Source organism: Haloarcula sp. H-hyl6 (genome assembly GCF_056934455.1).
Genome location: NZ_JBRIIK010000001.1, coordinates 2,453,861 through 2,480,735 on the forward strand (window position 1 = coordinate 2,453,861; position 26,875 = coordinate 2,480,735).

The 26,875-nt window shown below is 69.1% G+C and carries 26 protein-coding genes; 16 read left to right on the forward strand and 10 right to left on the reverse strand.

The annotated features are described in order from the left end of the window. Nucleotides 1–42 precede the first annotated feature (42 nt). On the reverse strand, nucleotides 43–1,305 hold the full coding sequence (gene icd / locus Hhyl6_RS12745; protein WP_483739567.1) for an isocitrate dehydrogenase (NADP(+)): 1,263 nt from the start codon (nucleotides 1,303–1,305) through the stop codon (nucleotides 43–45). 255 nt (nucleotides 1,306–1,560) lie between these two features. Here icd and Hhyl6_RS12750 point away from each other — a divergent pair, with 255 nt between their 5' ends. Genes Hhyl6_RS12750 through map form a run of 3 tightly spaced genes read left to right on the forward strand, consistent with a single transcriptional unit; the run spans nucleotide 1,561 to nucleotide 3,705 of the window. Continuing rightward, nucleotides 1,561–2,412, forward strand: a complete 852-nt coding sequence (locus Hhyl6_RS12750) for an isoaspartyl peptidase/L-asparaginase (protein WP_483739568.1) — start codon at nucleotides 1,561–1,563, stop codon at nucleotides 2,410–2,412. A 12-nt stretch (nucleotides 2,413–2,424) separates the two neighbouring features. After that, a complete protein-coding gene (locus tag Hhyl6_RS12755) occupies nucleotides 2,425–2,763 on the forward strand; it encodes a hypothetical protein (protein WP_483739569.1) in 339 nt (112 codons plus the stop codon). A 45-nt stretch (nucleotides 2,764–2,808) separates the two neighbouring features. Further along, on the forward strand, nucleotides 2,809–3,705 hold the full coding sequence (gene map, locus Hhyl6_RS12760; protein WP_483739570.1) for a type II methionyl aminopeptidase: 897 nt from the start codon (nucleotides 2,809–2,811) through the stop codon (nucleotides 3,703–3,705). Between the two features lie 187 nt (nucleotides 3,706–3,892). On the opposite strand, the gene Hhyl6_RS12765 is transcribed toward map, so the two are convergent. Further along, nucleotides 3,893–4,090, reverse strand: coding sequence for a DUF7835 family putative zinc beta-ribbon protein (locus Hhyl6_RS12765; RefSeq protein ID WP_483739571.1), 198 nt, complete (start codon nucleotides 4,088–4,090; stop codon nucleotides 3,893–3,895). A 239-nt stretch (nucleotides 4,091–4,329) separates the two neighbouring features. Here Hhyl6_RS12765 and Hhyl6_RS12770 point away from each other — a divergent pair, with 239 nt between their 5' ends. Beyond that, nucleotides 4,330–4,887, forward strand: coding sequence for an HIT family protein (locus Hhyl6_RS12770; RefSeq protein ID WP_483739572.1), 558 nt, complete (start codon nucleotides 4,330–4,332; stop codon nucleotides 4,885–4,887). Between the two features lie 24 nt (nucleotides 4,888–4,911). Further along, nucleotides 4,912–5,826 (forward strand): cation diffusion facilitator family transporter, encoded by a 915-nt coding sequence (locus Hhyl6_RS12775; RefSeq protein WP_483739573.1) that lies wholly within the window; start codon nucleotides 4,912–4,914, stop codon nucleotides 5,824–5,826. 8 nt (nucleotides 5,827–5,834) lie between these two features. On the opposite strand, the gene Hhyl6_RS12780 is transcribed toward Hhyl6_RS12775, so the two are convergent. Further along, nucleotides 5,835–7,118, reverse strand: coding sequence for a tRNA (N(6)-L-threonylcarbamoyladenosine(37)-C(2))-methylthiotransferase (locus Hhyl6_RS12780; RefSeq protein WP_483739574.1), 1,284 nt, complete (start codon nucleotides 7,116–7,118; stop codon nucleotides 5,835–5,837). Nucleotides 7,119–7,224: 106 nt separating this feature from the next. Here Hhyl6_RS12780 and Hhyl6_RS12785 point away from each other — a divergent pair, with 106 nt between their 5' ends. The 4 genes from Hhyl6_RS12785 to Hhyl6_RS12800 all read left to right on the forward strand — a co-directional run bounded on the left by Hhyl6_RS12785 (nucleotide 7,225) and on the right by Hhyl6_RS12800 (nucleotide 11,500). Further along, nucleotides 7,225–10,581, forward strand: coding sequence for a PAS domain S-box protein (locus Hhyl6_RS12785; RefSeq protein ID WP_483739575.1), 3,357 nt, complete (start codon nucleotides 7,225–7,227; stop codon nucleotides 10,579–10,581). A gap of 108 nt (nucleotides 10,582–10,689) precedes the next feature. Next, a complete protein-coding gene (locus tag Hhyl6_RS12790; protein WP_483739576.1) occupies nucleotides 10,690–10,878 on the forward strand; it encodes a DUF7576 family protein in 189 nt (62 codons plus the stop codon). Between the two features lie 143 nt (nucleotides 10,879–11,021). Next, complete coding sequence (locus tag Hhyl6_RS12795) at nucleotides 11,022–11,348, forward strand: HalOD1 output domain-containing protein (protein ID WP_483739577.1); 327 nt, start codon at nucleotides 11,022–11,024, stop codon at nucleotides 11,346–11,348. Beyond that, on the forward strand, nucleotides 11,345–11,500 hold the full coding sequence (locus Hhyl6_RS12800; RefSeq protein ID WP_483739578.1) for a DUF7331 family protein: 156 nt from the start codon (nucleotides 11,345–11,347) through the stop codon (nucleotides 11,498–11,500). The genes Hhyl6_RS12795 and Hhyl6_RS12800 overlap by 4 nt, the downstream gene beginning before the upstream one ends. 6 nt (nucleotides 11,501–11,506) lie before the next feature. Here the strand turns inward: Hhyl6_RS12800 and deoC are convergent, their stop codons facing one another. Beyond that, complete coding sequence (deoC, locus tag Hhyl6_RS12805) at nucleotides 11,507–12,145, reverse strand: deoxyribose-phosphate aldolase (protein ID WP_483739579.1); 639 nt, start codon at nucleotides 12,143–12,145, stop codon at nucleotides 11,507–11,509. Between the two features lie 134 nt (nucleotides 12,146–12,279). Between deoC and Hhyl6_RS12810 the strand changes: the two genes are divergently transcribed. After that, a complete protein-coding gene (locus Hhyl6_RS12810; protein WP_483739580.1) occupies nucleotides 12,280–13,116 on the forward strand; it encodes a DUF63 family protein in 837 nt (278 codons plus the stop codon). A 40-nt stretch (nucleotides 13,117–13,156) separates the two neighbouring features. Beyond that, nucleotides 13,157–13,633, forward strand: a complete 477-nt coding sequence (locus Hhyl6_RS12815) for a hypothetical protein (protein ID WP_483739581.1) — start codon at nucleotides 13,157–13,159, stop codon at nucleotides 13,631–13,633. Nucleotide 13,634: 1 nt separating this feature from the next. Here Hhyl6_RS12815 and Hhyl6_RS12820 read toward each other — a convergent pair whose 3' ends face one another. Beyond that, the gene (locus Hhyl6_RS12820; RefSeq protein ID WP_483739582.1) at nucleotides 13,635–13,850 is read right to left on the reverse strand and encodes a hypothetical protein; all 216 of its coding nucleotides are present in this window, start codon (nucleotides 13,848–13,850) and stop codon (nucleotides 13,635–13,637) included. Between the two features lie 80 nt (nucleotides 13,851–13,930). Here Hhyl6_RS12820 and Hhyl6_RS12825 point away from each other — a divergent pair, with 80 nt between their 5' ends. Further along, entirely contained in the window at nucleotides 13,931–14,656 is a 726-nt protein-coding gene (locus tag Hhyl6_RS12825) for a guanosine phosphorylase (protein WP_483739583.1), read from the forward strand. A 68-nt stretch (nucleotides 14,657–14,724) separates the two neighbouring features. After that, nucleotides 14,725–16,245 (forward strand): HPP family protein, encoded by a 1,521-nt coding sequence (locus tag Hhyl6_RS12830; protein ID WP_483739584.1) that lies wholly within the window; start codon nucleotides 14,725–14,727, stop codon nucleotides 16,243–16,245. On the opposite strand, the gene Hhyl6_RS12835 is transcribed toward Hhyl6_RS12830, so the two are convergent. After that, nucleotides 16,242–17,408 carry an NAD-binding protein gene (locus Hhyl6_RS12835; protein ID WP_483739585.1) on the reverse strand — a complete coding sequence of 389 codons (1,167 nt, stop codon included), beginning with the start codon at nucleotides 17,406–17,408 and terminating at the stop codon, nucleotides 16,242–16,244. The two genes, Hhyl6_RS12830 and Hhyl6_RS12835, sit on opposite strands and share 4 nt — an antisense overlap. Nucleotides 17,409–17,437: 29 nt before the next feature. Here Hhyl6_RS12835 and Hhyl6_RS12840 point away from each other — a divergent pair, with 29 nt between their 5' ends. Genes Hhyl6_RS12840 through Hhyl6_RS12850 form a run of 3 tightly spaced genes read left to right on the forward strand, consistent with a single transcriptional unit; the run spans nucleotide 17,438 to nucleotide 20,590 of the window. After that, nucleotides 17,438–18,739, forward strand: a complete 1,302-nt coding sequence (locus Hhyl6_RS12840) for a potassium channel family protein (protein WP_483739586.1) — start codon at nucleotides 17,438–17,440, stop codon at nucleotides 18,737–18,739. Then, a complete protein-coding gene (locus Hhyl6_RS12845) occupies nucleotides 18,736–20,271 on the forward strand; it encodes a TrkA C-terminal domain-containing protein (protein ID WP_483739587.1) in 1,536 nt (511 codons plus the stop codon). The genes Hhyl6_RS12840 and Hhyl6_RS12845 overlap by 4 nt, the downstream gene beginning before the upstream one ends. 43 nt (nucleotides 20,272–20,314) lie before the next feature. Further along, nucleotides 20,315–20,590, forward strand: coding sequence for a ubiquitin-like small modifier protein 1 (locus Hhyl6_RS12850; RefSeq protein WP_483739588.1), 276 nt, complete (start codon nucleotides 20,315–20,317; stop codon nucleotides 20,588–20,590). Here the strand turns inward: Hhyl6_RS12850 and Hhyl6_RS12855 are convergent. The 4 genes from Hhyl6_RS12855 to Hhyl6_RS12870 all read right to left on the reverse strand — a co-directional run bounded on the left by Hhyl6_RS12855 (nucleotide 20,577) and on the right by Hhyl6_RS12870 (nucleotide 26,779). Further along, nucleotides 20,577–22,268 carry a sensor histidine kinase gene (locus tag Hhyl6_RS12855; protein ID WP_483739589.1) on the reverse strand — a complete coding sequence of 564 codons (1,692 nt, stop codon included), beginning with the start codon at nucleotides 22,266–22,268 and terminating at the stop codon, nucleotides 20,577–20,579. The genes Hhyl6_RS12850 and Hhyl6_RS12855 overlap by 14 nt on opposite strands. Before the next feature lie 83 nt (nucleotides 22,269–22,351). Further along, entirely contained in the window at nucleotides 22,352–23,251 is a 900-nt protein-coding gene (locus Hhyl6_RS12860) for an N-acetyltransferase family protein (RefSeq protein ID WP_483739590.1), read from the reverse strand. A gap of 39 nt (nucleotides 23,252–23,290) precedes the next feature. After that, complete coding sequence (locus tag Hhyl6_RS12865) at nucleotides 23,291–24,976, reverse strand: outer membrane protein assembly factor BamB family protein (protein ID WP_483739591.1); 1,686 nt, start codon at nucleotides 24,974–24,976, stop codon at nucleotides 23,291–23,293. Between the two features lie 156 nt (nucleotides 24,977–25,132). Beyond that, a complete protein-coding gene (locus Hhyl6_RS12870; protein WP_483739592.1) occupies nucleotides 25,133–26,779 on the reverse strand; it encodes an outer membrane protein assembly factor BamB family protein in 1,647 nt (548 codons plus the stop codon). Nucleotides 26,780–26,875 lie beyond the last annotated feature (96 nt).

Here is a 26,875-nt window from a genome sequence, read left to right on the forward strand (position 1 = left end):
GATGTCTTCGCGGCGACGCCGCGAAGGTCAGAGAAACCGGCCTCAGGCCAGTTTCTCGATGTTCTCGACGACCTTGTCGGCGAACTCGCTCGTGGCGAGCTTGTTGCCGCCCTCTATCTGCCGTTCGAGGTCGTAGGTGACGTCGCCGCTGGAGATGGTCTCCTCGACGGCGTCGCGAACGAGCTGGCCGGCGTCCTTCCAGCCCATGTACTCGAGCATGAGGCGGCCGGAGAGAATCATCGCGGTCGGGTTGACCTTGTCCTCGCCGGCGTACTTCGGCGCGGAGCCGTGGACCGGTTCCGCGAGACAGCGGGCCTCACCGAAGTTCGCGCCGGGCGCGATGCCGAGGCCGCCGATTTGAGCGCCGGCGGCGTCGGACATGTAGTCCCCGTTGAGGTTCATCGTCGCGATGACGTCGTACTCGTCGGTGCGGGTCAGGAGCTGCTGGAGCATGTTGTCGGCGATGCGGTCGTTGACGACCAGCGTGCCCTCGGGCTGTTCGCCGTCGTACTCCTCCCACAGTTCGTCCTCGGTGATGACGTCCTCGCCGTACTCCTCCTCGGCGACTTCGTAGCCCCAGTCACGGAAGGCACCCTCGGTGAACTTCATGATGTTGCCCTTGTGGACGAGGGTGACCGAGTCGCGCTCCTCCTCGATGGCGTAGTCGATGGCCTCGCGGACCAGACGCTTGGTGCCGTACTCCGTAATCGGCTTGACGCCGATGCCGACGGGGCCGTCGTGGATGGTGCTGTCGAAGCCCATCTCCTCCTCGACGAACTCCTTGACCTCCTCGACCTCGTCGGTGCCGGCCTCCCACTCGATGCCGGCGTAGACGTCTTCGGTGTTCTCCCGGAAGGTGACCATGTCCATCTGCTCGGGTTCCGAGACGGGCGAGGGGACGCCCTCGATGTGGTACGTCGGGCGGACGTTCGCGTACAGGTCCAGCGTCTTCCGGAGCGCGACGTTCAGCGAGCGGAAGCCCGCGCCGACGGGCGTCGTCAGCGGGCCTTTGATGGCGACGTTGAACTCCTTGATGGCCTCGACGGTGTCGTCGGGCAGGTTCTCGTCGTACTTGTCGCGGGCGGACTCGCCGGCGTAGACGCGCATCCACGAGATGTCGCGTCCGGTCGCGTTCGCGGCGGCCTCCAGAACCTTCTGGGCGGCCGGGCCGACGTCCGTCCCGATGCCGTCCCCGTGGATGATGGGGATGATGGGGTTCTCGGGGACGTCGAGTTCGTTGTCGTCTGTGACCTGAATCTGCTGGCCCTCTTCGGGGACCTCCACTTGCTCGTAGTCGTAGCCCATACGTCGCGTCTCGATAGTCGGGCCTAAAGGACTGCCGTTTTCCCGTAGACGTGGTAACGAACAGCATTGGAAAGTCGGCCGACACTACCGCAGGGCGTCGGGCATCGCCTTCAGTTCCGTCGGGTCGTTCGGCAGGGCCGCTCGCGGGAACCGACGACAGGTCCCGTCGGCCTCGTCGCGCGTGTACATCGGCACGGTGTGATGGCCCGGCGCGTCCGGCGATATGTTTTCGGTCTAGCGCTCGAGCGGTGTCGTATGCACGTCGTCGCTCACGGCGGCGCGGGAAGCGCGCCAGACGAACCGGCAGACCGGCAAGTGACGCTCGCGGACGCCGTAGAGAGCGCCAGTGACGCCGATACTCCCCTCGACGCGGCGCTCGAAGCCGTCCGACCGTTGGAACGCGACCCGCGGTTCAACGCCGGCGTGGGCGGGGCCGTCCAGAGTGACGGCGTCGTCAGGACGGACGCAGGCCTGATGACCGGCGACGGCACCGTCGGCGCCGCCTGCTCGATGGCCGGCGTCGCGCACGCCGCCGACGTGGCCCGCGTCGTCGCGACGGAGACGCCCCACGTCCTTCTGGCGGGCGACCCGGCGGTCGAACTGGCCGCGGCGAGCGGTATCGACGCCGACGAAGACCTGCTGACCGACCGGACGCGGGGCCGCTACGAGGACGCCGACCCGCCCGAGGGCGACGCGCGAGACCACCTCGACTGGGTGCGCGAGCACTTCGCCGGAACGGACACCGTCGGGGCCGTCGCCACCGACGGTGACCGACTCGCGGCGGCCACGTCGACGGCCGGCCGGTGGTTCGCACTTGCGGGTCGGGTCGGCGACGTCCCGCAAATCGGCGCGGGGTTCTACGCTGACGGGCGCGGCGGCGCGAGCGCCACCGGCGAGGGCGAGGCCATCGCCCGCTTCGGCCTCGCGCGGCGGGCGGTCGAACTGCTGGAGACGTTCGGCCCGCGGCAGGCCGCCGAGGAAGCCATCGCCGAGTTCGAGAGCGAGACGGGGGGGCGTGCGGGGGTCGTCGTACTGGACTACGCGGGCCACGTCGGGAGCGAGTACAACACGGCTGCGATGCAGACGGCGCGGACGCCGCGGGAGTGAACACTTTTCGCCATGGTCGCCGAACGCTCGGCCATGGACGCCCTCCCGTTGGCCCTCGCCCTCTCGTTCGCGCCGTTGGCTGCCGTCGTCGCCGGCCTCGACGCCGCTCGCCGCGGCGACTCGTGGCTCGTGACCGCGCTCGCCGTCGGTGGCGTGACGCTCCTCGCGTGTGTCGGCGTCGCGTTCGCCGACGACGCCCTCCTCTCTGCGTACGCCGCGCTCGCCGGCCACCCCGTGGTGGTGCCGACGCCCCGTGCGTACCTCGGCGGCCTCGTGGCAGTCGCGGCCGGCGTCACGGCCGCCGTCCTCTCGGGCTACGGCGTCGTCACCCGGTTCCGACGGACGGCGTGACCCACAACGGCAAACGCTTTCACGCACAGCGCCCAACGCCGGAGCATGAGCGACGTGGACTTCGAGTCCGAGCAGTACGAGAAGTGTCGCGAGGCGGGCGAAATCCTCGCGCAGGTGCGCGACGAGGCCGCAGAGCGCGTCGAGGTCGGGGTCTCACACCTCGAAGTCGCCGAGTGGGCCGAACAGGAGATTCGGGACCTCGGCGGCGAACCCGCCTTCCCGGTCAACATCTCCATCGACGAGGAGGCGGCCCACGCGACGCCCGAACGTGACGACGAGACCACGTTCGGCGAGGAGATGGTCAACCTCGACATCGGCGTCCACGTCGACGGGTGGCTTGCCGACACCGCGGTCACCGTCGACCTCTCGGGCCACGACGACCTGACGGCCGCCTCAGCCGAGGCGCTGGACGCCGCCCTCGAGGTGGCCGGTCCCGGCGTCGACGTCGGACAGATAGGCGCGGCCGTCGAGGACGTCATCGAGGGGTACGGCTTCAACCCCGTCGTCAACCTCACGGGGCACGGCCTCGGCCACTGGGAACAGCACACCGCGCCGAACATCCCGAACCGCGAAGTCTCGCAGGGCGCGGCGCTCCAACCGGGCGACGTCGTCGCCATCGAACCGTTCGCCACCGACGGCCGCGGGAAGGTACAGGAGGGGGCAGACGAGGAGATTTTCGCGCTGGAACGCGAGGGGACCGTCCGGGACCGGAACGCCCGACAGGTCCTCGAACAGATTACCGAGGAGTTCAAGACGCTCCCCTTCGCGGCTCGATGGCTGGACTCCCCGCGAGCGAAGATGGCGCTCCGTCGCCTGAAACAGCAGGACATCGTCCACGGCTACCCCGTCCTCAAAGAGCAGGACGGGACGTTCGTCAGCCAGAAGGAACACACCGTCATCGTGACCGAGGACGGCGTTGAAGTGACGACACGGTCGCGGTAAGGTCCGGATACGGCCGCGGTAAGGTCCGAATACGGCCGCCTAACGGCTCGTTTTGACTCGCTCGTCCCCCGGTGTCGGGTCGGTGGTCGGGCCATACCACGACACGAACGGTCGTCGAGTACCTGCGGGTGGGCGCGTAGTACCGGCGCGGGCCCTGCCGACCGCACTCAGGTCCGGAAAAGACGCCTCACGCGTTGTTCATCCGAGTCTTCGTCGTCGCGCCGCAGACTCGGCACTCGCTGACCCGATACGGTTCCCGCGAGAACTCCGCGTTCTCGCGTTTCGTGCTCTCGGTCTGAATCTCCAAGTTGACATCGTGCGGTGTCTCTCGCCCGCAGTTCGAGCACGCCTCTGACATGTCGACGCCGTCGTTTGTAGTCGCCATCCCACCTCCGCCTTCCGGGGAAATCCGCATAAAAACCCCCTTCCGTTGGGCTCCGTTCACACCGTTTATCGCCGGACGTGGTTTGGATGGGCGAACCAGGCACGCAGAGCGCCAGAGACGATTTACGAACGATTCTGTGACCGTGAACGGGGTATTTACCGTGTGAACGGCCGACAGTATTAAATACTGCCTTTCGACCGGTCGAAGTCGTTTAGGCGGGGCGGCCGGACCGTGGCAGTATGGACTCAGTGTTCGCGCCGTGGCGCATCGAGTGGGTCGAACGCGAGGAGACGAACCCGGACGTCGACTGCGTGTTCTGTGCGTTCCGCGAGGATGACGCCGACCGCGAGAACAACGTCGTCGCGCGGAGCGACCGCGCGTTCGTCCTCCTGAACAACTACCCGTACAATCCCGGTCACGTGATGGTCGTCCCCCACGACCACACCGGGGATTTCCGCGCGTTGGACGACGAGACGTTGTTGGACCACGGTCACCTCAAACAGCGCTGTTTCGACGCGCTGGACGCGGCGATGGGGCCGGACGCGTACAACGCCGGACTGAACCTCGGCGGGTCCGCGGCGGGGGGGTCCATCGACGACCACCTGCACACCCACGTCGTCCCCCGCTGGGAGGGCGACACCAACTTCATGCCCGTCGTCAGCGACACGAAGGTCATCGTTGAGGCCGTCGAGGACACCTACGACCGCCTCCACGAGGCGTTCGCCGAGCAGGAGGGAACCACCGTCACGGACGACGATGCCGCCGTGCGCGTCGACACGCCTCCAAAGCGGCTTTAGCCTCCCCCCGTTAGTTCCCAGTAGATGTCGCGCCGTGCCACGCTTCGCCGGGTCGGCCTCCTCGTCCTCGGCGTGAACCTCACGCTGGCTCTCCTGAAGGGGGCCGTCTGGTTCTCCACGGGGAGCCTCGCCGTCCAGTCGGAGGCGGTCAACAGCGCCGCAGACACTGCCTACTCGCTGGTGGTCGTGGCCGGTCTCTACCTCACGACCCAGCCGCCGGACTTCGAACACCCCCACGGCCACGAGCGCATCGAACCGTTCGTCTCGCTGTTCGTCGCCGCGGGCATCTTCGCCGCCGGCGGCGTCGTCCTCTGGCAGGCCGGTCGTGCCCTCCTGACCGGCGACATCGCGGTCACGCGCGGCCCGTTCGCCGTCGGCGTCCTCGCGCTCTCCGGGGCCGCGAAGTACGGTCTCTACCGGTACTGTCTGGCCGCCGGACGCGACCGGAACTCGCCCGCCCTCGTCGCCACCGCGAAGGACAACCGCAACGACATCCTCACCGCTGGCGCGGCCCTCGTGGGAGTCGCCGGCGCGACGGCAGGGTTCCCGGTCGCGGACCCCCTCGCCGCCATCGTCGTCGCCGTCGGCATCCTCTACACCGGCGTCGAAGTCGTGCGGGACAACGTCGCCTATCTGGTCGGAGCGGCCCCGCCGGAGGACCTGCGACGGGAGATTCTCCAGCGAGCGCTCGACCACCCACAGGTACAGGGCGCCCACGACGTCATCGCGCACTACGTCGGCCCCGAAATCGACGTGAGCCTCCACATCGAGGTGGAGGGGGACCTGACGCTCCGAGAGGCTCACGACATCGAGACGGCGGTCATCGAGTCGGTGCGGGACCTGCCAGAAGTCGACGACGTGTTCGTCCACGTCGACCCGAAAGAACTCGGCGAGTGGAAGGACGACGACGAAGTCGAACGGTTGGCCGATTTAGAGTGAGGGCTGCCTCAGTCCGCCACCCGTGCCCGCTCGACCGGTTCGCCGAACGCGTAGACGGTGTTGTGGCTCGTCACTTCCACGTCGACCGTGTCGCCGATTTCCAGCCCCCGTTCCTCGGCGTCGGCGATGACCACCTGCCGGTACGCCTCGTCGTAGCCGACCAGCGACTCGTCGGTGCCGTCCTCGACCAGAAGCACCTCGGATTCGCGACCGACCATGTCCTCGTAGGCCGCGCCGGTGACGTCCATCTTCAGTTCGGTCATGGCCTTCGAGCGGTCCTTCTTCGTCTGGCCGCCCAGTCCCTTTATGTCGGCGGCGTCGGTGCCGGGCCGCTTCGAGAAGCGGGTGACGTTGATTTTCTCGGGTCGGGTCTCCCGCAGCAGTTCCATCGACTGCTCGTGGTCCTCCGGGTCCTCCGTCGGGAACCCGACGATGAAGTCCGTCGACAGCGTCCAGTAGTCCAGCGCGTCGTCGAACGCCTCGACGACCTCCAGATACTCGGAGACGGCGTGTTGCCGACGCATGTCCGCGAGGACGTCGTCGGACCCCGACTGGACCGGCGCGTGGATGAAGTTGTACAGTTCGTCGTGCTCGGCGAACACCTGCGCCAGTTCCTCGCGGACGCCGTGGAGGCCCTTGGGGTTCGCCATCCCGACGCGGACGCGGAACTCGCCGTCTATCTCGGTGCAGATGCGGTCCAGTAGCTCCGGGAGGAGACTCGCCCCCCGATTCCGGTCCCAGCCGTAGACGCCGGTGTCCTGTCCGGTGATGCGGATCTCCTTCGCGCCGGCGTGGACGAGCGCCCGGGCCTTCTCGACGTTCTCCTCGACCGGGGGCGACTCGATGCGGCCCGTCGCCTGCTTGGTGATGCAGTACGAGCAGTCGCTCATACAGCCGCGGGCGATGGGGAGGATGCCGACGACGCCGTTCAGGACGGTTTCGGTGTCGGGCGTGACCGTCGGACACTCCCCGTTGAGGACGTGCTGGGGGACGTCGTCCCAGTGGAGTATCTCGGCGTCGACGTCGGCGTCGCGGAACGCCTCGCCCTGTGCGAGGGCCATACAGCCCGTGACGACGAGGTCAGCGGGGGTCTCGGCGTCCAGTTCTTTGGCCCGTTCGAGCATGTTGCGCTCCGTCTTCTCCAGCACGGTGCAGGTGTTGAGGATGGCCACGTCCGCGGCCTCGGGGCCGTCGGCGGGGTGGTGGCCGCCCTCGCGGAGCGCCTGCTCTATCTGCTGGGTCTCACCTCGGTTGGAGGTACACCCGTACGTCTCGATGTGATACCGGGCCATTCGTCCTAGCGATACGGCTTCCCGGGCAAAAGCGCGACGGATTCACTCCGCGGGGGTGGGCGGGCAGATACTACTATGTGTGTCTGTTCATATTGGTAACACGTGTATGCGAGTCCGACACTTCGTGGCCGCGGACTCGCCGGTCACGTGGTCTGGCCGAGACGCGGCCGGCGCGACCCCGCTCACTGACGCGAACAGTCTGTCCCCGGCTTCGAGTTCCGAGTCGAGTGCCCCCACGCGGCCGACGGGGCCGACCGTCTGCACCGACGGGGGAGAGGGGTTCGCGGAGGGGACGGACCCGTACCGACTGCTGTGTGAGCAGGTCGAGCGATACGGCGTGTTCGTCCTCGACGACGAGGGCCGGGTGGCGGAGTGGAGCGACGGTGCCGCGGCGGTGTTGGGGTACGACCGGGACGCGGTCGTCGGGGACTCGCTTGCGACGCTCTACGCGGACGACGACCCGTCGACGGGCCGTCCGACCGAAGTCCTCGAACGCGCCGAGACGGAGGCGGAAGTCGTCGACGAGGGGTGGCTGGTCCGGGCGGACGGGCGTCGGTTCTGGGGACGGCTGACGGTCACGGCGCTCCGGTCGGACGGCGGCCTCGTGGGGTACGGCGTCTTTGCAACCGACCGCTCCGCGGCCTCGGAGACGTTCGGGACACGCGACGTGATGACGGAGGGGCCGGTCCAACTGGTCGGGGTGGCCGAACCCGACGGAACGCTGGTGGAGGTCAACGAGCGGGCGCTGGCCTTCGCGGGCGTCGAGCGGGCCGACGTCGTGGGCAGACCGCTCTGGGAGACCCACTGGTGGTCCCACTCCCAGCGGGCCCGGGACCGACTTCGGGAGGCCGTCGAGACGGCGGCGGCCGGCGAGGTGGTCCGCTACGAGGCCACGATAGCCGGTGCCGACGGTGAGCGCGTCATCTTCGACGTCTCGCTGACCCCGGTCACGGACGACGACGGCCGGGTCGTGGCGCTCCTCACGGAGGGGCGGGACGTGACCGAGCGCAAGCGGGCCGAGGCGGAACTGCGCGAGCGCAACCGGATGTTCTCGACGCTGATGGACAACCTGCCGGGCATCGCCTACCGCTGTCAGAACGAACGCGGGTGGCCGATGTCCTTCGTCAGCGCTGGGTGTTCGGACCTCACGGGGTACGACGCGGCCGACATCGAGTCCGGCGAGGTGAGTTGGGGCGAGGACGTCGTCCACCCGGAGGACAGAGACCGGGTCTGGGAGGAGGTGCAGGCGGCCCTCGACGAGCGCGAGACGTTCACGCTCACCTACCAGATACGCTGTGCCGACGGCACCGAACGCTGGGTCTGGGAGCGGGGGACCGGCGTGTTCGAGGACGACGAACTGGTCGCCATCGAGGGGTTCATCAGCGACATCACCGACCGCAAGGAGCGCCAGCGCCGCCTCGAAGCGGTGTTCGACCAGACCTACCAGTTCACCGGCTTGCTCGACCCCGACGGCACCGTCCTCGAGGCCAACGAGACGGCGCTGGAGTTCGGCGGGTTGGACCGCGACGACGTGGTCGGCAAGCCGGTCTGGGAGACGGCGTGGTTCCAGACGGATTCGGAGACCCGCGACCGGGTCGAACGCGACGTCCGTCGTGCGGCCGACGGCGAGTTCGTCCGCCACGAACTGGAGGTGCAGGGGACGGACCGCGTCGCCACCATCGACTTCTCCATCCGGCCAATCACCGACGAACGGGGCGAGGTGGAACTGCTCATCCCCGAGGGGCGCGACATCACGGAGCGGACGCGCCGGGAGTCACAACTGGAGACGCTCAACGAGGTGTCCCGAGAACTGACCGAGGCGGAGTCCGAACAGGCCGTCTGCGACATCGCCGTCAGGGCCGCACGGGAGACGCTGGGACTGGAACTGGCCGCCGTCGAACTGTACGACGCCGAGCGCAACCGTCTCGTCCCGCGTGCCCGGACCGACGCCGTCGCGGACCTGGTCGGCGACGCGTCGCTGTTCGACCCCGAGGAGGGCGAGTCGTGGCAGGTGTTCGTCGAGCGCGAGGAGACGGTGTACGAGGACGTCGAGTTTCAGGCCGCCGCGTCGGACCCGGGGACGCCCCTCGACAGCGCCATCGTCCTCTCGCTGGGTAGCCACGGCGTCTTCATCGCCGGGGAGACGACGCCCGAGTCGTTCGCCGACCCGGACGTCGACCTCGCGCGAATCCTCGCGGCCCACGTCGAGACGGCCCTCGGCCGGGTCGAACGCGAGGCGACAATCCGCGACCGGACCACGACCCTCGAGACGGCCACCGAGCGCCTCGACCGGTTGGACCGCGCCAACGGCGTGCTCCGAGAGACGATGCGAGGCATCGTCGGGGCCGACTCGCGGGCGGAGATACAGACGCACGTCTGCGAGGCGCTGGCCGCGACGGGCCCGTACCGGTTCGCGTGGTTCGGCACGGCCGACCCGGTCAGCGACGAGATTCGCCCGGCGTCGTGTGCGGGCGCGGAGTCGGGCTATCTGGACGCCGTCACCGTCACGCTCGACGGCGGCGAACCGACTGGCCGCGCGGCGGCGGACCGGGAGATACAGGTCGCGACACCCGCCGCGGCCGACCCGCCGTTCGACCGCTGGGTGCAAGCGGCGCTCGAACGGGACTATCGCACCGTCGTCTCGGTACCGGTCCGGTACGACGAGGCGCTGTACGGCGTGTTCAGCGTCTACGCCGACGACCCGGCCCACCTCGACGACGTCGAACAGGCGGTGCTCCGAGAACTGGGGGCGGTGGTGGGCCACGCCATCAACGCCGTCGAGCGAAAGGCCGCGTTGATGAGCGAGCGCCGCGTCGAACTGGAGTTTCGGGTCGATGACCCGGACACGTCGCTGTTTCGGTGCGTGCAGGCGGTCGGCGGGGAGTTCGAACTCGAGGGGGCCCTCACGGAGGGGGAGAACCCGCTCCGCGTGTTCTTCACGCTCCGCGACGCGGACCCGGACGACCTTCGAGCGTTCGCGGCGGACGCGCCGGGGGTCACCGACGTCAGGCACGTCGCGGGCGACGCCGAGGAGAGCCTGTTCGAGTGTACGGTCGTCGGCGAGTGCATCGTCGGCACCGTCTTCGACCACGGCGGCGCCCCCCAGACGCTCACCAGCGACGGCGACGGGGTCAGACTGGTCGTCGAACTGTCCGACGACCGGGACGTCAGGGAGTTCACCGAGACGTTCGAGACGAAGTTCCCGGGCGCACGGTTGCTCGCCCGGCGCGAACGGGACTGGCCGATACAGACCGGGACGGAGTTCCGCGCGGAACTGCTCGACCGGTTCACCGACAAGCAACTGGAGGCGGTCAAGGCGGCCTACCTCAGCGGCTTCTTCGAGTGGCCCCGCGAGAACACCGGGCAGGAGGTGGCCGAGAGCCTCGGCGTCTCGCAACCGACGTTCAACCGGCACCTGCGGGCGAGTCAGCGGAAACTGCTCACTCTGTTGCTCGACGAGTGACGCGGCGGTTCAGTGTATAGTGGGTCCCGGTGCGCTCCCTCTAAACACGTAACGACGCTCGTTTTCCCGCTGTAGGACTGGGTTCTACTCACCCCGCCCTACAGATGTATGGTCGATAATTCCCTCTCGGATACCCCGGCGACTGCGGACCAGCCCCGCCGCTGTGCTCGCTGCGGTGCGTCGATAGAGACGACGGAGTGGTATCCGGTGGTGGCCGTTCCGGAGGAAGGGTACCGGATATACGCGTTCTGCGACGAGACGTGTCGCGACCACTGGAAACGGGAGACGGATGCGTGACGGGCCCCACGTCGGACGGTGGCTGTGACCTCTCACCCGGTGGGCCGGCACTCGCCGAATCTAAATGTATAGTGGGTGCCCGCCTGTCGCTCGTGTCAATGTAGCCGCTACCACTATCCTCACGTAGTGTCTCCACTGACCCGATGAACCGGAACGATACGCCCCGTGCGCAGGTCACACGCACCGTCCCAGACGTCTCGTCCACGGAATCGCTGACTCGGACGCTCGTCACGGCCATCGCGGCGGCGAAGGAGACGTCTATCGCCGACCTCGATACGTCGCTGTACGACGTCGTCTCGCCGGAGGCGCTCTCGCGGGTTCTCTCGTCGTCGCCCGACAGCAGGGTCGCGTTCAGATACGGCGACGCCCGGGTGTCCACCTACGGCGACGGGACGGTCGTCGTCGACACCGACCCGCCCTTCGCCGACGGCCAGACGGAGCAGTCGCCCGAACTCACGCCCGAACTATGACTGGTGACGCGGACGCGCCGGCAGAACGGCCCGAGAGCCCCGTCGCGGACCGGTACACCGCCCTCCGAGTCGACGACGAACTCCTCATCTACGACCCGAACGGCGAGGACGCGTGGATACAGTCGTCCGAGACGTCCGAACTGCGGGCCTGAACCGTCCTACGCGTCTCCCTGCTCGCGCCACTCTGAGACGATAGTGTCGCCGCTCGACGCCCCGATGCGCTCGGCGCCGGCGTCGAACATCGCCTTCGCCTCCGCCCACGACCCGACGCCGCCGCTGGCTTTCACCGGGAGGTACTGGCTCAGTATCTCCACGTCGTCGACCGTCGCGCCGCCCTCGGAGAACCCCGTCGCCGTCTTGAGGTAGGCGGCGTCGGCGTCGACGGCCAGTCGGCCGACCCGGTGGAGTTCCTCGTCGGTCAACAGCGGTGCCTCGACGATGACCTTCACGGGGACGGGGACGGACGCGACGACTTCGGTGAGTCTGTCGCCGACGGCCTCGTCCTCGCCGGCTTTCAGCAGGCCGACGTTCGAGACCACGTCGAGTTCGTCGGCGCCGTCGTCCCACGCCTCTTTGGCGGCCCGACACGTCGTGTCGGTGCTCTCCTGTCCGTGGGGAAAGTCGATGACCGTCGTCAGCGGCACGTTCGCGTACTCGGTCGCCAACGGGAGGTAACACGGAGGGATGCACGCCCGCATCCCGTGTTCGAGCGCCTCGTCGAGACACGTCCGAACGTCCTCCGGCGTCGTCGTCGGTCCGAGGACGGTGTGTTCCACCCGGTCTGGAAGGTCGTCCATACCGGTCCGAGAGGCGGCGAGTACCTAAACGTCCCGGCGGACCGTCGGCTCGTAGCGACGAACCGCCGGTCGCGCCACGCTGACCCCGTGTGCGAGGCCGGAACCTTTTCGGGGTCACGGGGCGGCGTGGAGATATGGTATTGCCTTCGGGGTTCGGACTGCCGCCGTTGCCGTATCTGGCGGCGCTGGCAGGTGGGACGCTGGTGGTGTCGGCGCTGTTGGTCGCGCTCGAACCGCCGATAGACCAGCGAACGGTCGTCGCTCTCGCACCGTGGATGGCCATCGGGGGGACGCTGCACGCGCTCGGCCAACCGCCAATCGAGGTGTACGACCCGGTGCTCAGACCGCTGTTCGGGACGCCGGCGGTGTACTTCACGACGTACGTCACGCTCGGTACGGTGTGGGTGTTCCTCTCGCTGTTCGGCGTCCGCCGGGGGCACGACGAGACCATCTCGCGGAACCTCGGCCTCGTCGGGACGGGCGTCCTGACCGTGTTGCTGGTGCTCGCGGCCATCACCGCACTTCGCTCGGGACTGCTCGCACTCGTCTGGCCCACCGTGGCCGTCGTCGGGTCGGTCGTCCTCTCGGCGATAACCCTGCTCGTCGTCGCGCTCTGGCGGACGCCGATAATCGTCCGGACGCGGTACGCCGCGCCGGTCGTCGTCTTCGCGCACGCCTTCGACGGCGTCTCGACGGCCATCGGGACGGACGTCATCGGCGTCGGCGAGCGGTCGCCCGTTCCCCGAGCCATCATGGACTTCGCCGGGACGCTCCCGACGGCACCCGTCGCCGGAAAGGGGTGGCTGTTCGCGCTGGTGAAACTCGTCGTCGCGGTGGCCGTCGTCGTCCTCATGCACCAGTATCTGGAGGAGGAACCCGTCGAGGGGAGTCTCCTGCTGGCGTTCGTCGCCGCCGTCGGCCTCGGCCCGGCGACGAACAACGTCGTCCTGTTCCTCTTCACGCCGGTGTAGGTTCCAAACGCTCATTGTCACCCCCGTCCAGAGTCGGGATATGTTGGCGTTCTCGCTCGGAGAGTGGACGCTGGTCTGTCTGCTCTCGGGCGCTTTCGCGGCGCTCTTGCTGAACATCCCGATGTACGTGCAACCGGAGGGGTACCACCCCGCCTACGTCGCCGCCGGCGGCCTGACCGGCGTGGACCCCGGCGACGCGAGTGCGGCCCTCGCCGTTGCCGTCCATCACGTCACCGGTACGGTGGCGGCGCTGCTGTACGGGGCCGTCGTCTTCGTCCTCGCGGCGTTGCTCCCGACCGGCCTCTCGCTCAACGGGGTGCCGGCGGTGCCGCATCTGGCGGGGGCCGTCGCCGTCACGCTGTTCGTCTACGCCTTCTTCGTGCGGGTAGCGATGCCGCGGGCCGGCGGGAGTTTCGGCGGCCAGCGAGAGGCCATCGTCCAGCAGTGGGCGCTCTCGTCGTTCATCTACGGGACGACGCTGGCCCTCGTGGTGCCGGTGTTCGTCACCCAGTTCTGAGTCAGCCGTACTGCCGGGAGAGGTTGCGGTACATCACGCCGAGCAGAAACGCCGCGGCCAGTGCGCCGAACGGCAGCGCGTACATCCACGGGACGTCCGCGCCGGCCCCGGTCCGCTGAGTGAACACCGCGATGAACCCGAGACCGAACCCGGCGACGACCGACGCGACCGCCGGCCACCGCATCCGCCTGTCGAACAGTGAGAAGTCGTCGCTCATACACACACCCTTGCCCCGCCCCTACCTGATTGTTCCGGCGAATCCCCGGCGTTCATACGGACGCCCGCCGAACGGCCGCCATGGCGAAACAGCCCCATCTGCTGGTCGAACCGGGCGACCTGAACGACGTGGCGCTCCTGCCGGGCGACCCCGGACGGGTGGACCGCATCGCCGGCCACTGCGACGACCACGAGGTGGTCGCCGAGAACCGCGAGTACAAGGTCGTCAACGCCACCTACGAGGGGACGGACCTGACCATCTGCTCGACCGGCATCGGGTCGCCGTCGGCGGCCATCGCCGTCGAGGAACTCGCCGCCGTCGGCGTCGAGACGTTCGTCCGCGTCGGCACCACGGGGGCCCTCCAGTCCGACATCGAAATCGGGGACATGGTCGTCGCCACGGGCGCGGCCAAGGACGAGGGCACCACCGAGCGCTACGAGAACGTCACTATCCCGGCGGTGCCGGAGTACCACACGCTGTCGGCGCTCGTCGACGCGGCCGAGGCCCGCGGGGAGGACGTCCACGTCGGCCCCGTCGCCACGGACGACGCCTTCTACGCCGAGACCGACGAGTACGTCGAGAACTGGGAGGCCGCCGGTCTGCTGGCTGTCGAGATGGAGGCCGCGGCCATCTTCTCGCTGGCCCGTCGGAAGGGACTGGCCGCTGGCGCCATCTGCACCGTCGACGGCAACCTCGTCGAGGGGACCCAGAAGGGGGCGACCGACGACGAGGAGCTCCCGGCGAAGGCCAAGAACAACGTCGAGCGGGCAATCGACATCTCGCTGACCGCCGCCACCTCGCTCTGACCGCCGTCGCGCCCCCCGACGGTCCCTCCGGCGGTGGGCTTACGGACCCGTCGCTCGATTGGGCACCTATGCTCGACCAGTTGGTTCGCCGCCTCCGGACGTTCGGGGCCCGCGCTCGGCGGGTCGAACGACGGGAAGTCCGGGAGTTCCGCCGGTGGGCGGAGACGACCGACCGACTGGTACACCTCTCGGTGCTGGTGTTCGTCCCGTTGCTCATCGGCCTGGTGACGATGCTCGCCAACGCCGTACCGACGCTCTCGTTCCTGCTGTTCCCGCCGCTGGCCTCGGGGACGTACACCCTGTTCGTGGACCCTCGCGGGAAGTACTCCGACCCGGCCCGGTTCGTCGCGGGGTTGACCATCGGTTCGGCCTGTGGCCTCGGCGCGCTCTCGGTGTCCACCGCGATGCTCTCGCCGCCGACCGGCCAGTTTCAGGTGGCCGCGGCGGCCGCGGCGCTGGCGGTGCTGGCGACGGGCCTCGTGACGTGGCCCCTCGACATCGAGGAACCGTCGGCGTACTCGACGGCGCTGCTGACGTTGCTGGTCCAACCGGCCCAGCGCCTCCCGTTCGTCCTCAGCATCTTCCTCGCGAGTTCGCTGGTCGCCGTCGTCTTCGTCCTCTGGCGTGACCGACTCTACGAACGACGCGCGACGGTGCTGTACAAGTCCACGACCGGCGACGACCACGTCCTCGTCCCGATGCGCGGCGAGAGCGCCGGCGAGACGGCGATGCTGGGCGCCCGCCTCGCGGCCGCACACGAGGCCGGGAAGGTCGTACTGCTCGACATGGTCGCGGACTCGGCGGCGGCCGAGGCGGAGCGGGAACTGCTGCGAGACACCGTCAAGTTGGACATCTTCGCCGAGACGGAGGAGGGCGTGGCCCCCGACTCGACCCGCTCTGCGGGCCGGGTCATCGGTGACGGCGGCGAGAGTCCGGAGTCGACCGACCCGGAGAGACCGGACTTCGACGCGCAGGTCGATTGGCTCGAAACGCACGCGGCCCGCATCGAGACACGGACGGGCGTCCCCTGTCAGGTGGTCGTCGCCACCGACGATGGGGACCCGGCGGCGACGACGCTCCGGACCGCGGCCGAGACCAACTGCGACCTCGTCGTCACGCCCTACGAGAGCAGGCACGGCGCGCTGACGCCGTACCTCCGCCGCCTGTTCCGCGGCGATAGGGACGTCCTCGTCCACCGCTCACAGGGCGACCAGACCCGCTGGAAGCGGGTGTTGGTGCCGGTCCGGCGCACCAGCGACGTGGCCCACAACATGGTGGACTTCGCCACCCGACTGGCCGGCCGGAGCGGTCGGGTCGCCGTCGCCACCTGCATCGGCGAGCGACAGAACCGCCGCCGCGCAGAGGAGATGCTCGCGGACCTCGTCGAACCGTTCGACGGCGCCATCGAGACGCGCGTCTCCCGAGCGGGCATCCACGAGTTCCTCACGTCGACGGGGTCACAGTACGACCTCGTCATCATCGGAGCCAGTCAGGACCGAAGCGCCGCCTCGCGGTTCGTCTCGCCGCCGACGTTTGAGCGGTTGGACGACGTGGAGACAGACGTGGCCATCGTCGACCGGAGCCACTAGATGCCGGCGTCGTCCTCGCGTTCGATGTCCAGCAGGTGGTCGGCGATGTTCTCCATCCCCTCGCGGCCCAGCGCCGACTGGACGAGGAGGTGGCCGCCGATCTGTGCGGGGCTGATGACGGTACTCGCACCCGCCCGCCGGAGTTTCTCGATGTTCTCCCGTTCGGTGGCGGCGGCGACGATGTTCAGGTCCGGGTTGAGCGAGTGGGCGGTCAGAATCGATAGGGCGTCCTGCGCGTCGTCGTTGGTGGCCGCGACGGCCGCCTGCGCGTCCTCGATGCCGGCCCGCAGGAGCGGTTCTTCGTCGCTCGGGTCGGCGGTCAGGACCGCGATGTCCCGTTGCTGGAGGCGGGCCGCGGTCTCCGAGTCCGGGGTGATGACGACGAAATCGCTCGCGTCTACGAGTTCTTCGAGTATCGGTTCGGTCAGGTCGCCGTAGCCGAGAACCACCACGTGGTTCTCGAGCAGGTCGAGTTGTGCGTCAGTCATGTTGCCGAGTACCTCCGAGAAGCGCTTTTCGATGGCCGGGCCGAGCAACGACCCCAGCGCGATGGCGAAACTGGCCGTCCCGAGGACGACCACGGACATCCCGAACAGCGTCGCTCGTTCGCTCACCGGCGTCACGTCGCCGTAGCCGACGGTGCTGGCGGTGACGAGCGTGTAGTAGAACGCGTCGGTGAGCGTCGAGACGTTGGTGAACTCCTCGCGGAGCGCCCACGTCCCGACGGTGCCGTACACCTGTGCCCCGATGAGTGCGGCCCCCGCAGCGAGTTGCGCCGTCGTGAGGTCGATGGCCCTGTCGAACCGACGCCGGTTCACCAGCAGGGTCGGCAGCGACACGAGCGAGAGGACGACGAGCGGCAGCGAGAGCGGCGAGGACTGGACGACGCCCTGCAGGGCCGACACCGGTAGCAGGACGACCGTCGAGTACCACGCGATGCGCAACCGCCGGCGGAGGCCGACGACGCTCAGCAGGAGCGAGAACCCCGTCAGCGCCCCGGTGAAACCCGCGGCTTGCTGGAGGCTATGTGGCACCACGTCGGCGATGGTCCCGCCTATCGGGGCCGTGATGTTGGCGACGCCCGTCGCGAAGGAGAGCACCGCCACCAGCGTCGGCAACAGTATCGTCGCCCGGGCCCCCAACCACTCCCGCGACCAGTCCATGTCTCCCCTGTGTCGATGGGGTGGTGTAAATGTACTGTCCCGCGTTCGGACGCGGATTCCTCGCTCACGCCGGCGGAAGCGATTTACCACCGGCCGCGCAGGATGGGCACATGGCTTCGCTCCCCATCGAGATTCTCCTCGGCATCTATCTGGGACTGCTGGTCGGCGTCATCCCGGCGCTGGCGTCGTGGGCGCTCGGGTTCGGGTTCAAGTACCTCACCGGCGTCACCCTCCCCGGATTCGCCGTGGCCGTCCTCGCCATCGCGCTGGCGGGCGTCAGCGGCGGGTTGCTGGCGCTGGCCGACGAGTCCATCACGCAGGCGCCCAACGCCGAACGGGTCATCACCGCCATCGTCCTCGTCGGGATGGTGTCGATGTACGCCCACAGCAAGGGCGACCAGATGGGGGCGACGTTCCCGAAACGGCTCTCGTTCCAAGGGCTTCGGGACAAGACGCTCTCGGCCGACGTGGTCGAACGATTCGGCGGGCGCGACGAAGTCCGCATCCGCGTCGTCGGCGAGGTGGCCGACATGGAGGGGTATCCACCGCTGTCGGAACCGCTCCGGGCCGAGATTCGGGGCGGCGAGTGGACGTTCCCGGCGGACCTCCGCATCGGCGAACTCGAAGCCTCGATGGCGGACCGACTGAAGACGGAGTTCGACCTCGGCGACGTCTCGGTGACCATCGACGAGGAGGGTCGGGCCAGCGTCGTCGCCGCGCCGCCGTTCTCGGGGCTCTCGAAGCGAGTCGCCGACGGCCGTCACGCCGTCTCCGTCGACGCCGTCCTCCCGACCGGACTGGCGCGAAACGACGAGGTGACGGTGCTGACGACGGACGCACAGGTCAGGGGCACCGTTGTCAGCGCCCGGTCGGCGGGGAGCGACGACGAGGTGGAGACGCCCGACGACCCCGACGTCGTGGACGCGGAGACGCCGTCGGCACCGGTGCACGCGCCGACCACGGACGGCGGGGAGGGCCGCCTGACCGTCGCGGTCAACCGCACCGACGCCCAACCGCTCCTCCGGAGCGAGTCGGCGAAGGTGGTCGTCGAACCGCGAGGCACCCGGCGGGAGTACGAACTCGTCTCCCTCCTGCGTCGGGCCGGCAACCGGTTCCGACGGCTGACCGTCCGGGCCGAGGGGGCGCTCGACGGGACCACGCTCGGGGAGGCCCGGGTCCGTGAGACGTACGGCGTCGCCGTCGTCGCGGTGCGCGAACAGGGCGGGTGGCGACTCGCCCCGCGCGGGGAGACCACCGTCGAGGCTGGCGAGGAACTGTACGCCGTCGGACCACGGGAGAACCTCGACGAGTTCGCGGAGGCGGTCGCATGACGCTGTTACAGTGGGGACTGACCCTGCAGGGCGGGCTACGGCCGGAGGAACCGCTCGTTCTCGGTGCCCAGCTAGTCGGACTCGGCATCGCCGCGGCGGCGGCGGCCGGCCTCGTGGCGATGGGGTACCGCTGGTACGTCCGCGAGCGGGTCCCGACGGGACTCGGCGTCCTCTTCGGCCTGAGTGCCGTGGCCCTGTATCTCGGGACCACCGGGGCCCTCGGTGCGGTCATCTCACCCGGGGCCGAGGGCGCGGCCGTGCTCGAATCGAGCAAGGTCCTCCCCAACCTCGCGGCGTTCGCACTCGGTGCCGCGGGGTCGTCGGCCGGCATCCGCGCCGGCGACGCCCTCGGGACCGACCTCTTCGCCGCGACGGGCGGCCGCGACGTGGAGGCGGACGTGAGCGAAATCGTCCAGACGGTGGGGCGGGTCACGTCGGTCCACCTGCCGGAGGACGTCGCGGACATCGTGGGCTACGACCCGATGCCCGACGCCACCAAGGAGACCCTCTCCGGCCGGCGCTTTCTCTTCCCCCGTCGACTGACCAAGGGCGAACTGCGCGACCGACTCGTCGCCCGGCTCAAGACCGACTACGGGGTCGGTCACGTCGACCTCGAACTCGACGAGGACGGGGACGTCTCGTACCTCGCCGTCGGGTCGCGGGCCGCCGGTATCGGCCCCACCTTGCCGCCCTCGACCAACGCCGTCGCCATCCACGCCGACCCCGCACACGCCGCCAGTTCGGGCGACCTCGTGCAGGTCTGGGAGACGGACCCGCTCAAGCGCGTGCTCACCGGGGAACTCCGCGGCATCGCCGACGAGGTGGTGACCGTCGCCATCGACGCGGCGGACACGCCGAAACTCGACCCGTCGGCGCGGTACAAACTCGTCACGCTCCCGGTGCAGGACCGCCCCGACAGGGAGTTCGCCTCGCTCCTCCGGGCCGCCGACGAGACGATGGGCACGGTCACCGTCGAAGCGGGGAGCGCCCTCGTCGGGACCACCGTCGGGAGCCTCGGGGTGACCGTCGCGGCCATCGCCCGAGAGGACGCGGCCCCGGAGACGATTCCCTCTCGGGACCGCGTGCTGGCGGCCGGTGACGTGGTGTACGCCGTCGCCACGCCCGACGCCCTCCGGCGCATCGAGGCCGACGCGACCGGCACTGGAGAGACGGCGACGCAGGTAGAGGGCGACGTCGGCGGGGAGGGAGGGTCCGACGGGGACGCCGAGGCCGATTCAGTAGCGAACGACGACCCGTCCGCGAACGAGACGGCCCCGGAACCAGCGACGGACGACCGAACCGACCCGGCGAACGGCGCGAACACGGACGAGGGCGTCCCCGTCTGGGACCTGGACGAACGCGTGACGCCGGACCGGGACGCCCAGACCGAGGACTCGCCAGACGGAGCGGACGACGACGCGCCGGCGCAGGGCGACGACACGGCCGACCAGTCCCCGGACGACGACGCTGGCGACGGGACCGAGGACGAATCCGACGGGGAGGGCGCGGAGACGGACACCGACCGCCCCTGAACGGGTCGCAACCCTCTTTGTCACGGCCCGCCCGCAATAGTGTATGGAGTGGAAACTGTTCGCACACCTCCGGACCGTCGCCGACGGGGGGACGGTCACAGTCGAGGTGGGCGACGGCGCGACGGCCGAGACGGCGCTGGAGGCGTTGCTGGCGGAGCGTCCGGCGCTGGCCGAGGAGGTGCTCGAAGACGGTGAACTGGCCGACCACGTGCGGTTGCTGGTCGACGGCGAGGACCCGTTCGCCGCCGGCGACGGCCTCGCGACACCGGTCGACGCCGACTCGGAACTGGCCCTGTTCCCGCCGGTCAGCGGCGGGTAGGCCGACCGTCGGGCGTCGTCTCCGTGTCCCCGCGTTCGAGAGCAGTGACGTCTGAGACGACGATGCGAATCCCGGAGTCGTGGTCCGTGTCGAGACCGACCGTCCAGCCGTGGGTCTCTGCGAGCATCCGGAGGTTCGGGAGCGTCATGCCGGACTCTGCGTCGGGGACCGCGGTGCCGTACTCGAAGAAGGCGGCGGGGTCCTGTTCGCCCACGGGGTCCCCGTCGTCCGTCACCGTGAACTCCTCGTCGGTGACCGTGACCGTGACCGACGAGGCGCCGTTGTGGGCCGCGAACGTGAACGCGTTCGCGAAGAGGTCCTGCACCCGGTCGGGGTCGGCCGCTACCTCGGCGTCGCCCGCCACGGTGAGGGTCATACCGTCGGTGTCGGCCATCTCCCACGCGGCCCGGACGACGCCGTCGAGACCGAAGGTCGTCCGGTCCTCGACGGTCTGCCCGTATCTCGCCACCGTCGCGAGGTCGTCGACGAGGCCGGACATCCGCTCGGCGGTCTGCGATGCAGTCTCGAGGGACTCTCTGGCCTGCGTGACGTCGCCGCCGTCGAGCGCGTCACCGGCGATTTCGACTCTGGCGTGGACTATCTGCAGGGTGTTGAGGAGTTCGTGCCGGATGGCCGACGCGAACCCCTCCAGTTGCTCGTTCTGCCGTTCGAGTTCCCGGCGCTGTCGCTCGGCCCGCGTCACGTCGGTGAACACGAGGACGCGGCCGATGTCGACCTGCCCGAGCGTGAACGAGGTGTCGCTGAGCAGGTAGTGTTTCGTCTCCCCGTCTCGTTGCAGGTCCAGCACGTGGTCCGACGAGTCGAGTGCGTCCGCGACCCGGGGGAGAACCTCGTCGAGCGGGTCGCCGGTCCCCGCCGTGAGCGCGGGAAACAGTCGGGCGGCCCGCCCGTTGGACTCGCGAACCCTGTCGTCGTCGTCCAGATACACCACCGGTCCGTCGACGCCGTCGGTCAACTGGACGGCGAGGAACTCCGTCTCGAAGACGTAGAGGACGCCGACGGCGAACACCGCGACGCCGAGCGGTTCGTAGTTGATGTCCAGCAGGTTGTCGCTGGCGAACCCGACGACGTCGAGGAGGACGGGGAGACCGGTCACGCCGACCAGTGCCGCCAGCGGTCTCGTCTCGTAGTCGGCTTCGAGGAGCAGTTCGTACAGCATGAAGAAGCCGACGGCGACGAGCGCGTACGACAGGCCTGAGACCACCCAGTGGAGCGCCTCGTGGGAGATGGTCAGGTGGGGGAACGGCGCGGTCACGAACGCCGTCTGGAAGTACCAGCCGTGAATCGGGTTCGTCATCTTCACCGTCACGATGGCGGCGTAGACGCCGAGTGCGAGGCGACGGTAGGTCCCGTCGCGGTGAAACGACCGCCCGGTGTAGGCCGAGCAGAAGTACAGCCACGCGCCGACGGTGGTGAGGCCGACGACGAGGCTGAGGAGGTAGGCCCCGTACTTCAGGGCGCGCGTCGGAGCGAGGAGGAAGGCCAGTTCGAGCGCCGCCCACCCCCCGCTACCGGCCAGCAGGCCGACCAGCCCCCGGCGGGTGTCGGGGTCGGTGACTCGTCTGGCCCGCCCCAGCGCGACGAGACAGCCAAGCGTCGCCAGCCCGTAGGCCGCGACGTAGGCGAGGAAGGCGAAAGGAATGTCGCCGAATTGCATCTATCCGTGACAAACCGATTCACCGGCTTGAGTGCTGGGGCGGGATTATCCGCGCTGATAACCGCTCGACGTCGGGACCCCGCTCAGGTGAGGTCGGCCGACAGGACGAAGTCCGGCCAGTCCGCGAGGCCCGCGCGGACGAAGGCGGCCTCGGCGACGTGTCTCGGCGTCTCGGGTATCAACACTCGTGTCTCGTCGACGCCGAGGGCGGCGGCGTCGGCCCGAATCGCGTCGAACAGGGCCGCGGCGGCGTCGGTGTCGGCCCACGTCCCGACGGCGTACTCCGCCAGCGCCTCGTCTGCGGTGGGGTCGACCGTCTCCCGAACCCGGGCGGCCATCCCTCTCGTCCCGTCGTCCTTGACGGCGAAGACGGCCTGTTCGTCGGCCAGCGTGTGGAGGCGGTCGCGGGTCAACTCCGAAAGTGCCCACGTCTGCCCCGGGTCGAGTGCGAGGCCGGAGAGCGCGGTCCGGCCCTCGCTCCCGGTCCAGTAACTCCACGCCGCGGCGGGGTCGTTCTCGATGGCGGGGCCGTCCGGGTCCGGCGTCGCGTCGCGTGGCTCAGGGTGGGCCCAGCGGAACGCCGTGTTCGGTTCGAACCCGGTGGCGATGGACTGGCCGAGGCCGGCGTCGTTCCACGAGAACACCATGTTCCGTCCGACGGTCGCTCCTTGCTCGCTGGCCCACTCGAAGAGGTGGTCGACCATCGCCAGCCCCAACCCCTCGCCGCGGTGGTCCGGGTCGACGCGGATGCCCTGGAACCACGCCTCGTGGTCGGTGAGCATGACCGCCTGACAGACGCCCGCGGCGGCGCCGTCTATCTCGGCGACGACGGTGTGCTGGGTCGGGCCGTCGCTCTCGACCCACTGCTCGAACACCTCGGGAATGTAGTCGACGGTGTCGGCCCGGTCGGCCCACACCTCCTCGGCGAAGGCGACGACGTCGTCGTAGTCGTCGGCCCGCGCCTGACGGACGGTCGGTGACATGACTCGACCGTCGGATGGCGGCGGGAAAAAGCTACGCCGTCAGGCGGTCGAGAGTTCGACGAACTCCGTGGCCGTCTCGCCGTCGTCGTCGGTGACGCGAACGGTCACCGTCAGCGTACCGCAGTAGTCCAGCGGGACGGTGATGCTCTCGCCGGACTGGTCGAACTCGGTGCCGCTCCCGACGGCCCACTCGACGGTGGTGACGTTGCCGTTCGGGTCGCTGGCGTCGGCGGTCAGCGTGACGTTGCCGCCGGCGTCGAGGTCACGGTTCTCGGCGTCCTCCGGTTCGGTCCGGATGACGACCGACGGTTTCGTCCGCTCCTCTTCTTCCTCGATGAATCGGTGGTCCGCGGGGGTGGCGTTCTCCGTCGATTTGAGCGCGTACACGGTGCCCTCGTCGGAGTAGACGCCTCTGTCGACGACGCTCGCGAACAGCGCACCCTCTGCGGGTGCGACCGTCGTCGCGTACGAGTGTGCCGTCGTGTCGAAGGCGTAGTTCCACCGTTCGGCGCCGGAGGTGGCGTTCAGAGCGTAGACTCCCTCTTGGGGCGGCGAGCCGAGTTCTCGTCCCTCGACCGTCACCTGCTGGCCCGGGACGTACACCGTGTCGTTGGCGACGGCGGGACTGCGCAACCCGGCGTCGCTGCGGGTCTCCCACGTCGTGTCGCCCGTCGCGGCGTCCAGCGCGTGGACGCTACTGCGCTCTTCCGTGACGGTCGTGAGGTAGAGCGACCCGTTCTGCACCGCGGGGTCGGAGGTCCACTGCGTCTCGGTGCCCTCGTCGCTCATCGTCTCGTTCCAGACGACCGACCCGTCTGTGAGGGAGAGCGCGTAGACGTCTCGCTGGCCGAGCGTGAGGTAGGCGGTGTCGTCTTCGAGAGCCACGTCCGACGGCCGGGGCGCGTCGTACGGCGCTCCGAACGAGACGTCGTGGGAGGCGGTGAGCGTCGTGTTCCACTCCACGTCACCCGTCCCCGGGTCGCGGGCGCTGACGTGCGTCTGGTTGGCGTCGTCGGCGATGCGGCGAACGACCAGCGTCCCGTCGCTGGACGCGACGTCAGCCACGCGGTTTCCGCGGGTCGTGTTCCAGATTGTCTCGCCCGTCGTCGCGTTCAACGCAGAGAGGCGTCCCTCGTGAGCGACGTACAGTCGGCCGTCGTCGACGACGTACTCGTTGGATTCGCGATAGCCAGACTCGTTGCGTGCCCACGCTATCTCACCGGTCGAGGCGTTCAGGGCGTAGACGCCGCCGGTCTGGTTCCCGGGGTCGTCGTCGGCGTCGATGCCGTCGCCGTTACTCGTCACGTAGACGCGCCCGTCGGCGACGGTGGGCGTCGTCTTGAGGTCCGGGAGGTCGCTCTGGTTCCACACGACTTCGCCCGTTTCCGTGTCGTAGGCGACGACGTGGCCCTTGCTGACGTACGTCGGCGAGGACCCAGAGTCGTCGTAGGCGACGTAGGCCGTGCCGTCGACGACGGCGGGGACGGTGGGTTCACCGAAGTCCGCCGACGTGTTTTCGTCCGGGTACTGCTGTGTGACCGTGGCGTTCGGGCCGGTCGGTGCGGCGCCGTCGTTCGAGTGCGTGTGACTGGCGTCACCGCTGTCGGTCGGCCAGTCGTCTGCCGTGGCGTCCGTAGCGGCAGGTCCTGCTACGGCGATGGCGGGAACTAGCGACCCACAGACGGCAATTACTACCGCGACTGTGAGGAGTTTCTTTCGGAACATCCGAGCAGTTGTTCATGTGGGCCCCCGTTTATTATCTGACTAATAACTGGTCCTAATATCGAATTAGACGGCCACTGTTGTTCACATCTGTGGACCGTTCTGGACGGGTGTGCCGATGATGGGTCGCTCGGACGGACTGGCAAGAGGGGGACCGAGTCAGTCCGTCGAGAGGACGAGCGTGTCGGTAGTGGTCTCGCCGTCGTCGTCGGTGACGCGGACGGTGACCGGCACGAAGCCACACTCGTCCACCGTCACGGCGATAGACTCGCCGGACCGGTCGAACTCACCGGTGGTGTCGACGTCCCACTCGATGGCCGTGACGGTGCCGTCCGGGTCGCTGGCGTTCGCGGTCAGCGTGACGGTGGTGCCGGGCGACAGGTCGCGGTCGGTGGCGTTCGACGGCTCGGTGGTGACCGTCACCGTCGGAGCGTAGGTCACGTTCGCGTCCGAGTCGAACCGGTGTCTCGGGTCCACGGCGTCGTCGGTTGATTCGACGCCGTAGAGGACGCCGCTGTCGAAGAACACCTCGCGCTCCCCGACCGCGACGTACACCGTCCCGTTGGCCGGGACCGTCGAGACGACGGTCCGGTCGATGTACTCCTGTCGGGCGTAGCTCCACCGTTCGGTCCCGTCCGTGGCGTTCAGGGCGTACACGCCGTCGGACCGCAGGTGACCCGACTCGGTCGCCTGTTTCGCGCCGACGTAGACGGTGCCGCCGGCGACGGTCGGCGTGAACAGTTCCGCCTCGGCCTGTTCGAACCGCCACGCCGTGGCGCCCGTCGCCGCGTCGATGGCGTGGACCGTGCCCGCGTCGTCGTCCGTCGAACTGACGTAGACGACGCCGTCCGCAACCGCGGGCGCAGAGGCCGAGTGGGCCGGCCGGTCGGCCGCGGCGGAGGTCAGGTCTGCGCTCCACGCGACGGCACCGTCCGTCAGCGCGAGCGCGGAGACGGTGTTCTCGCCGTCGGAGACGTAGACGGTGCCATCGGTGACCGCGAGGCCGGCGGGGGCGACGTACTCGTCCTCGGTGGTGGTCGTCTGCGCCCACCGGCGGTCGCCCGTTTCCGGGTCGAACGCGGTGACCGTCGGGCCCTCGGCACCCTCGGAGACGGTCACCAGCGTCCCGTTGCCCCACGCCATCGCGTCGGCCGCGACGGTACTCCGTTCCCAGACGGTCGCGCCGGTGGTGGCGTTCAGCGCGTACAGACTCCTCGTCTGCCGAACGTAGACCCGGTCTCCCGCGACGAGGTGGCCCGTCACCCGGTCGAAGTCGGTGCCGTTGCGGGCCCACGCCACCGCGCCGGTGGTGGCGTTCAGCGCGAAGACGCCACCGCGGGTCTCGGACTCGTTCGCCCCCATCCCGCTGTCGTAGGGGCCGCGGCCGGAGACGTACACGCGGTCGCCGGCGACCGTCGGGGTCTGGCGAACCTTGGGTAACTGGCTCCGGTTCCATCGGACGTCGCCGGTGCCCTCGTCGTAGGCGACGACGTGGCCGTCGCTGACGTCGCTCACCGACCCGCCGGTGTCGTCGTAGCCGACGTACACGGTCCCGTCGACGACGGCCGGCGCGGTCGGTTCTCCCCAGTCTCCGTCGGTGTTGGGGGGCGTGTACTCGTCGTCTATCGTCGCGTTCGGACCGGTCGGTGCGGTCCCGGTGTTCGCCCCGGTCCGCCCGAGGTCACCGCGGTCGGAGGGCCAGTCGCCCACCGCGCCCGTGGTGGCTGGCGTGGCGAAGGCGGCGGGGACCAGCGACCCACAGACGGCGAGGGCGAGGGCGACTGCGAGAAGTTGCGTTCGTGACATTCAACGCAGAATTTACTCGATGTCTCATTTACTACTCACACGTTAAGAGCGGATAATACCGCGTTAGAACCCACTATCACGAGTGATACGGGCCTT

Excerpts from the sequence above, each read along its gene's own strand:
- icd (WP_483739567.1), bottom strand. The coding sequence starts at position 1,305 with ATGGGCTACGACTACGAGCAAGTGGAGGTCCCCGAAGAGGGCCAGCAG.
- Hhyl6_RS12810 (WP_483739580.1), top strand. The coding sequence starts at position 12,280 with ATGGTATTGCCTTCGGGGTTCGGACTGCCGCCGTTGCCGTATCTGGCG.
- Hhyl6_RS12765 (WP_483739571.1), bottom strand. The coding sequence starts at position 4,090 with ATGGCGACTACAAACGACGGCGTCGACATGTCAGAGGCGTGCTCGAAC.
- Hhyl6_RS12865 (WP_483739591.1), bottom strand. The coding sequence starts at position 24,976 with ATGTTCCGAAAGAAACTCCTCACAGTCGCGGTAGTAATTGCCGTCTGT.
- deoC (WP_483739579.1), bottom strand. The coding sequence starts at position 12,145 with ATGGACGACCTTCCAGACCGGGTGGAACACACCGTCCTCGGACCGACG.
- Hhyl6_RS12795 (WP_483739577.1), top strand. The coding sequence starts at position 11,022 with ATGAACCGGAACGATACGCCCCGTGCGCAGGTCACACGCACCGTCCCA.
- Hhyl6_RS12845 (WP_483739587.1), top strand. The coding sequence starts at position 18,736 with ATGACGCTGTTACAGTGGGGACTGACCCTGCAGGGCGGGCTACGGCCG.
- Hhyl6_RS12775 (WP_483739573.1), top strand. The coding sequence starts at position 4,912 with ATGTCGCGCCGTGCCACGCTTCGCCGGGTCGGCCTCCTCGTCCTCGGC.
- Hhyl6_RS12820 (WP_483739582.1), bottom strand. The coding sequence starts at position 13,850 with ATGAGCGACGACTTCTCACTGTTCGACAGGCGGATGCGGTGGCCGGCG.
- Hhyl6_RS12800 (WP_483739578.1), top strand. The coding sequence starts at position 11,345 with ATGACTGGTGACGCGGACGCGCCGGCAGAACGGCCCGAGAGCCCCGTC.
- Hhyl6_RS12855 (WP_483739589.1), bottom strand. The coding sequence starts at position 22,268 with ATGCAATTCGGCGACATTCCTTTCGCCTTCCTCGCCTACGTCGCGGCC.
- Hhyl6_RS12750 (WP_483739568.1), top strand. The coding sequence starts at position 1,561 with ATGCACGTCGTCGCTCACGGCGGCGCGGGAAGCGCGCCAGACGAACCG.
- Hhyl6_RS12770 (WP_483739572.1), top strand. The coding sequence starts at position 4,330 with ATGGACTCAGTGTTCGCGCCGTGGCGCATCGAGTGGGTCGAACGCGAG.
- Hhyl6_RS12870 (WP_483739592.1), bottom strand. The coding sequence starts at position 26,779 with ATGTCACGAACGCAACTTCTCGCAGTCGCCCTCGCCCTCGCCGTCTGT.
- Hhyl6_RS12825 (WP_483739583.1), top strand. The coding sequence starts at position 13,931 with ATGGCGAAACAGCCCCATCTGCTGGTCGAACCGGGCGACCTGAACGAC.
- Hhyl6_RS12785 (WP_483739575.1), top strand. The coding sequence starts at position 7,225 with ATGCGAGTCCGACACTTCGTGGCCGCGGACTCGCCGGTCACGTGGTCT.
- Hhyl6_RS12840 (WP_483739586.1), top strand. The coding sequence starts at position 17,438 with ATGTACTGTCCCGCGTTCGGACGCGGATTCCTCGCTCACGCCGGCGGA.
- Hhyl6_RS12790 (WP_483739576.1), top strand. The coding sequence starts at position 10,690 with ATGGTCGATAATTCCCTCTCGGATACCCCGGCGACTGCGGACCAGCCC.
- Hhyl6_RS12780 (WP_483739574.1), bottom strand. The coding sequence starts at position 7,118 with ATGGCCCGGTATCACATCGAGACGTACGGGTGTACCTCCAACCGAGGT.
- map (WP_483739570.1), top strand. The coding sequence starts at position 2,809 with ATGAGCGACGTGGACTTCGAGTCCGAGCAGTACGAGAAGTGTCGCGAG.
- Hhyl6_RS12850 (WP_483739588.1), top strand. The coding sequence starts at position 20,315 with ATGGAGTGGAAACTGTTCGCACACCTCCGGACCGTCGCCGACGGGGGG.
- Hhyl6_RS12860 (WP_483739590.1), bottom strand. The coding sequence starts at position 23,251 with ATGTCACCGACCGTCCGTCAGGCGCGGGCCGACGACTACGACGACGTC.
- Hhyl6_RS12755 (WP_483739569.1), top strand. The coding sequence starts at position 2,425 with ATGGTCGCCGAACGCTCGGCCATGGACGCCCTCCCGTTGGCCCTCGCC.
- Hhyl6_RS12835 (WP_483739585.1), bottom strand. The coding sequence starts at position 17,408 with ATGGACTGGTCGCGGGAGTGGTTGGGGGCCCGGGCGACGATACTGTTG.
- Hhyl6_RS12830 (WP_483739584.1), top strand. The coding sequence starts at position 14,725 with ATGCTCGACCAGTTGGTTCGCCGCCTCCGGACGTTCGGGGCCCGCGCT.
- Hhyl6_RS12815 (WP_483739581.1), top strand. The coding sequence starts at position 13,157 with ATGTTGGCGTTCTCGCTCGGAGAGTGGACGCTGGTCTGTCTGCTCTCG.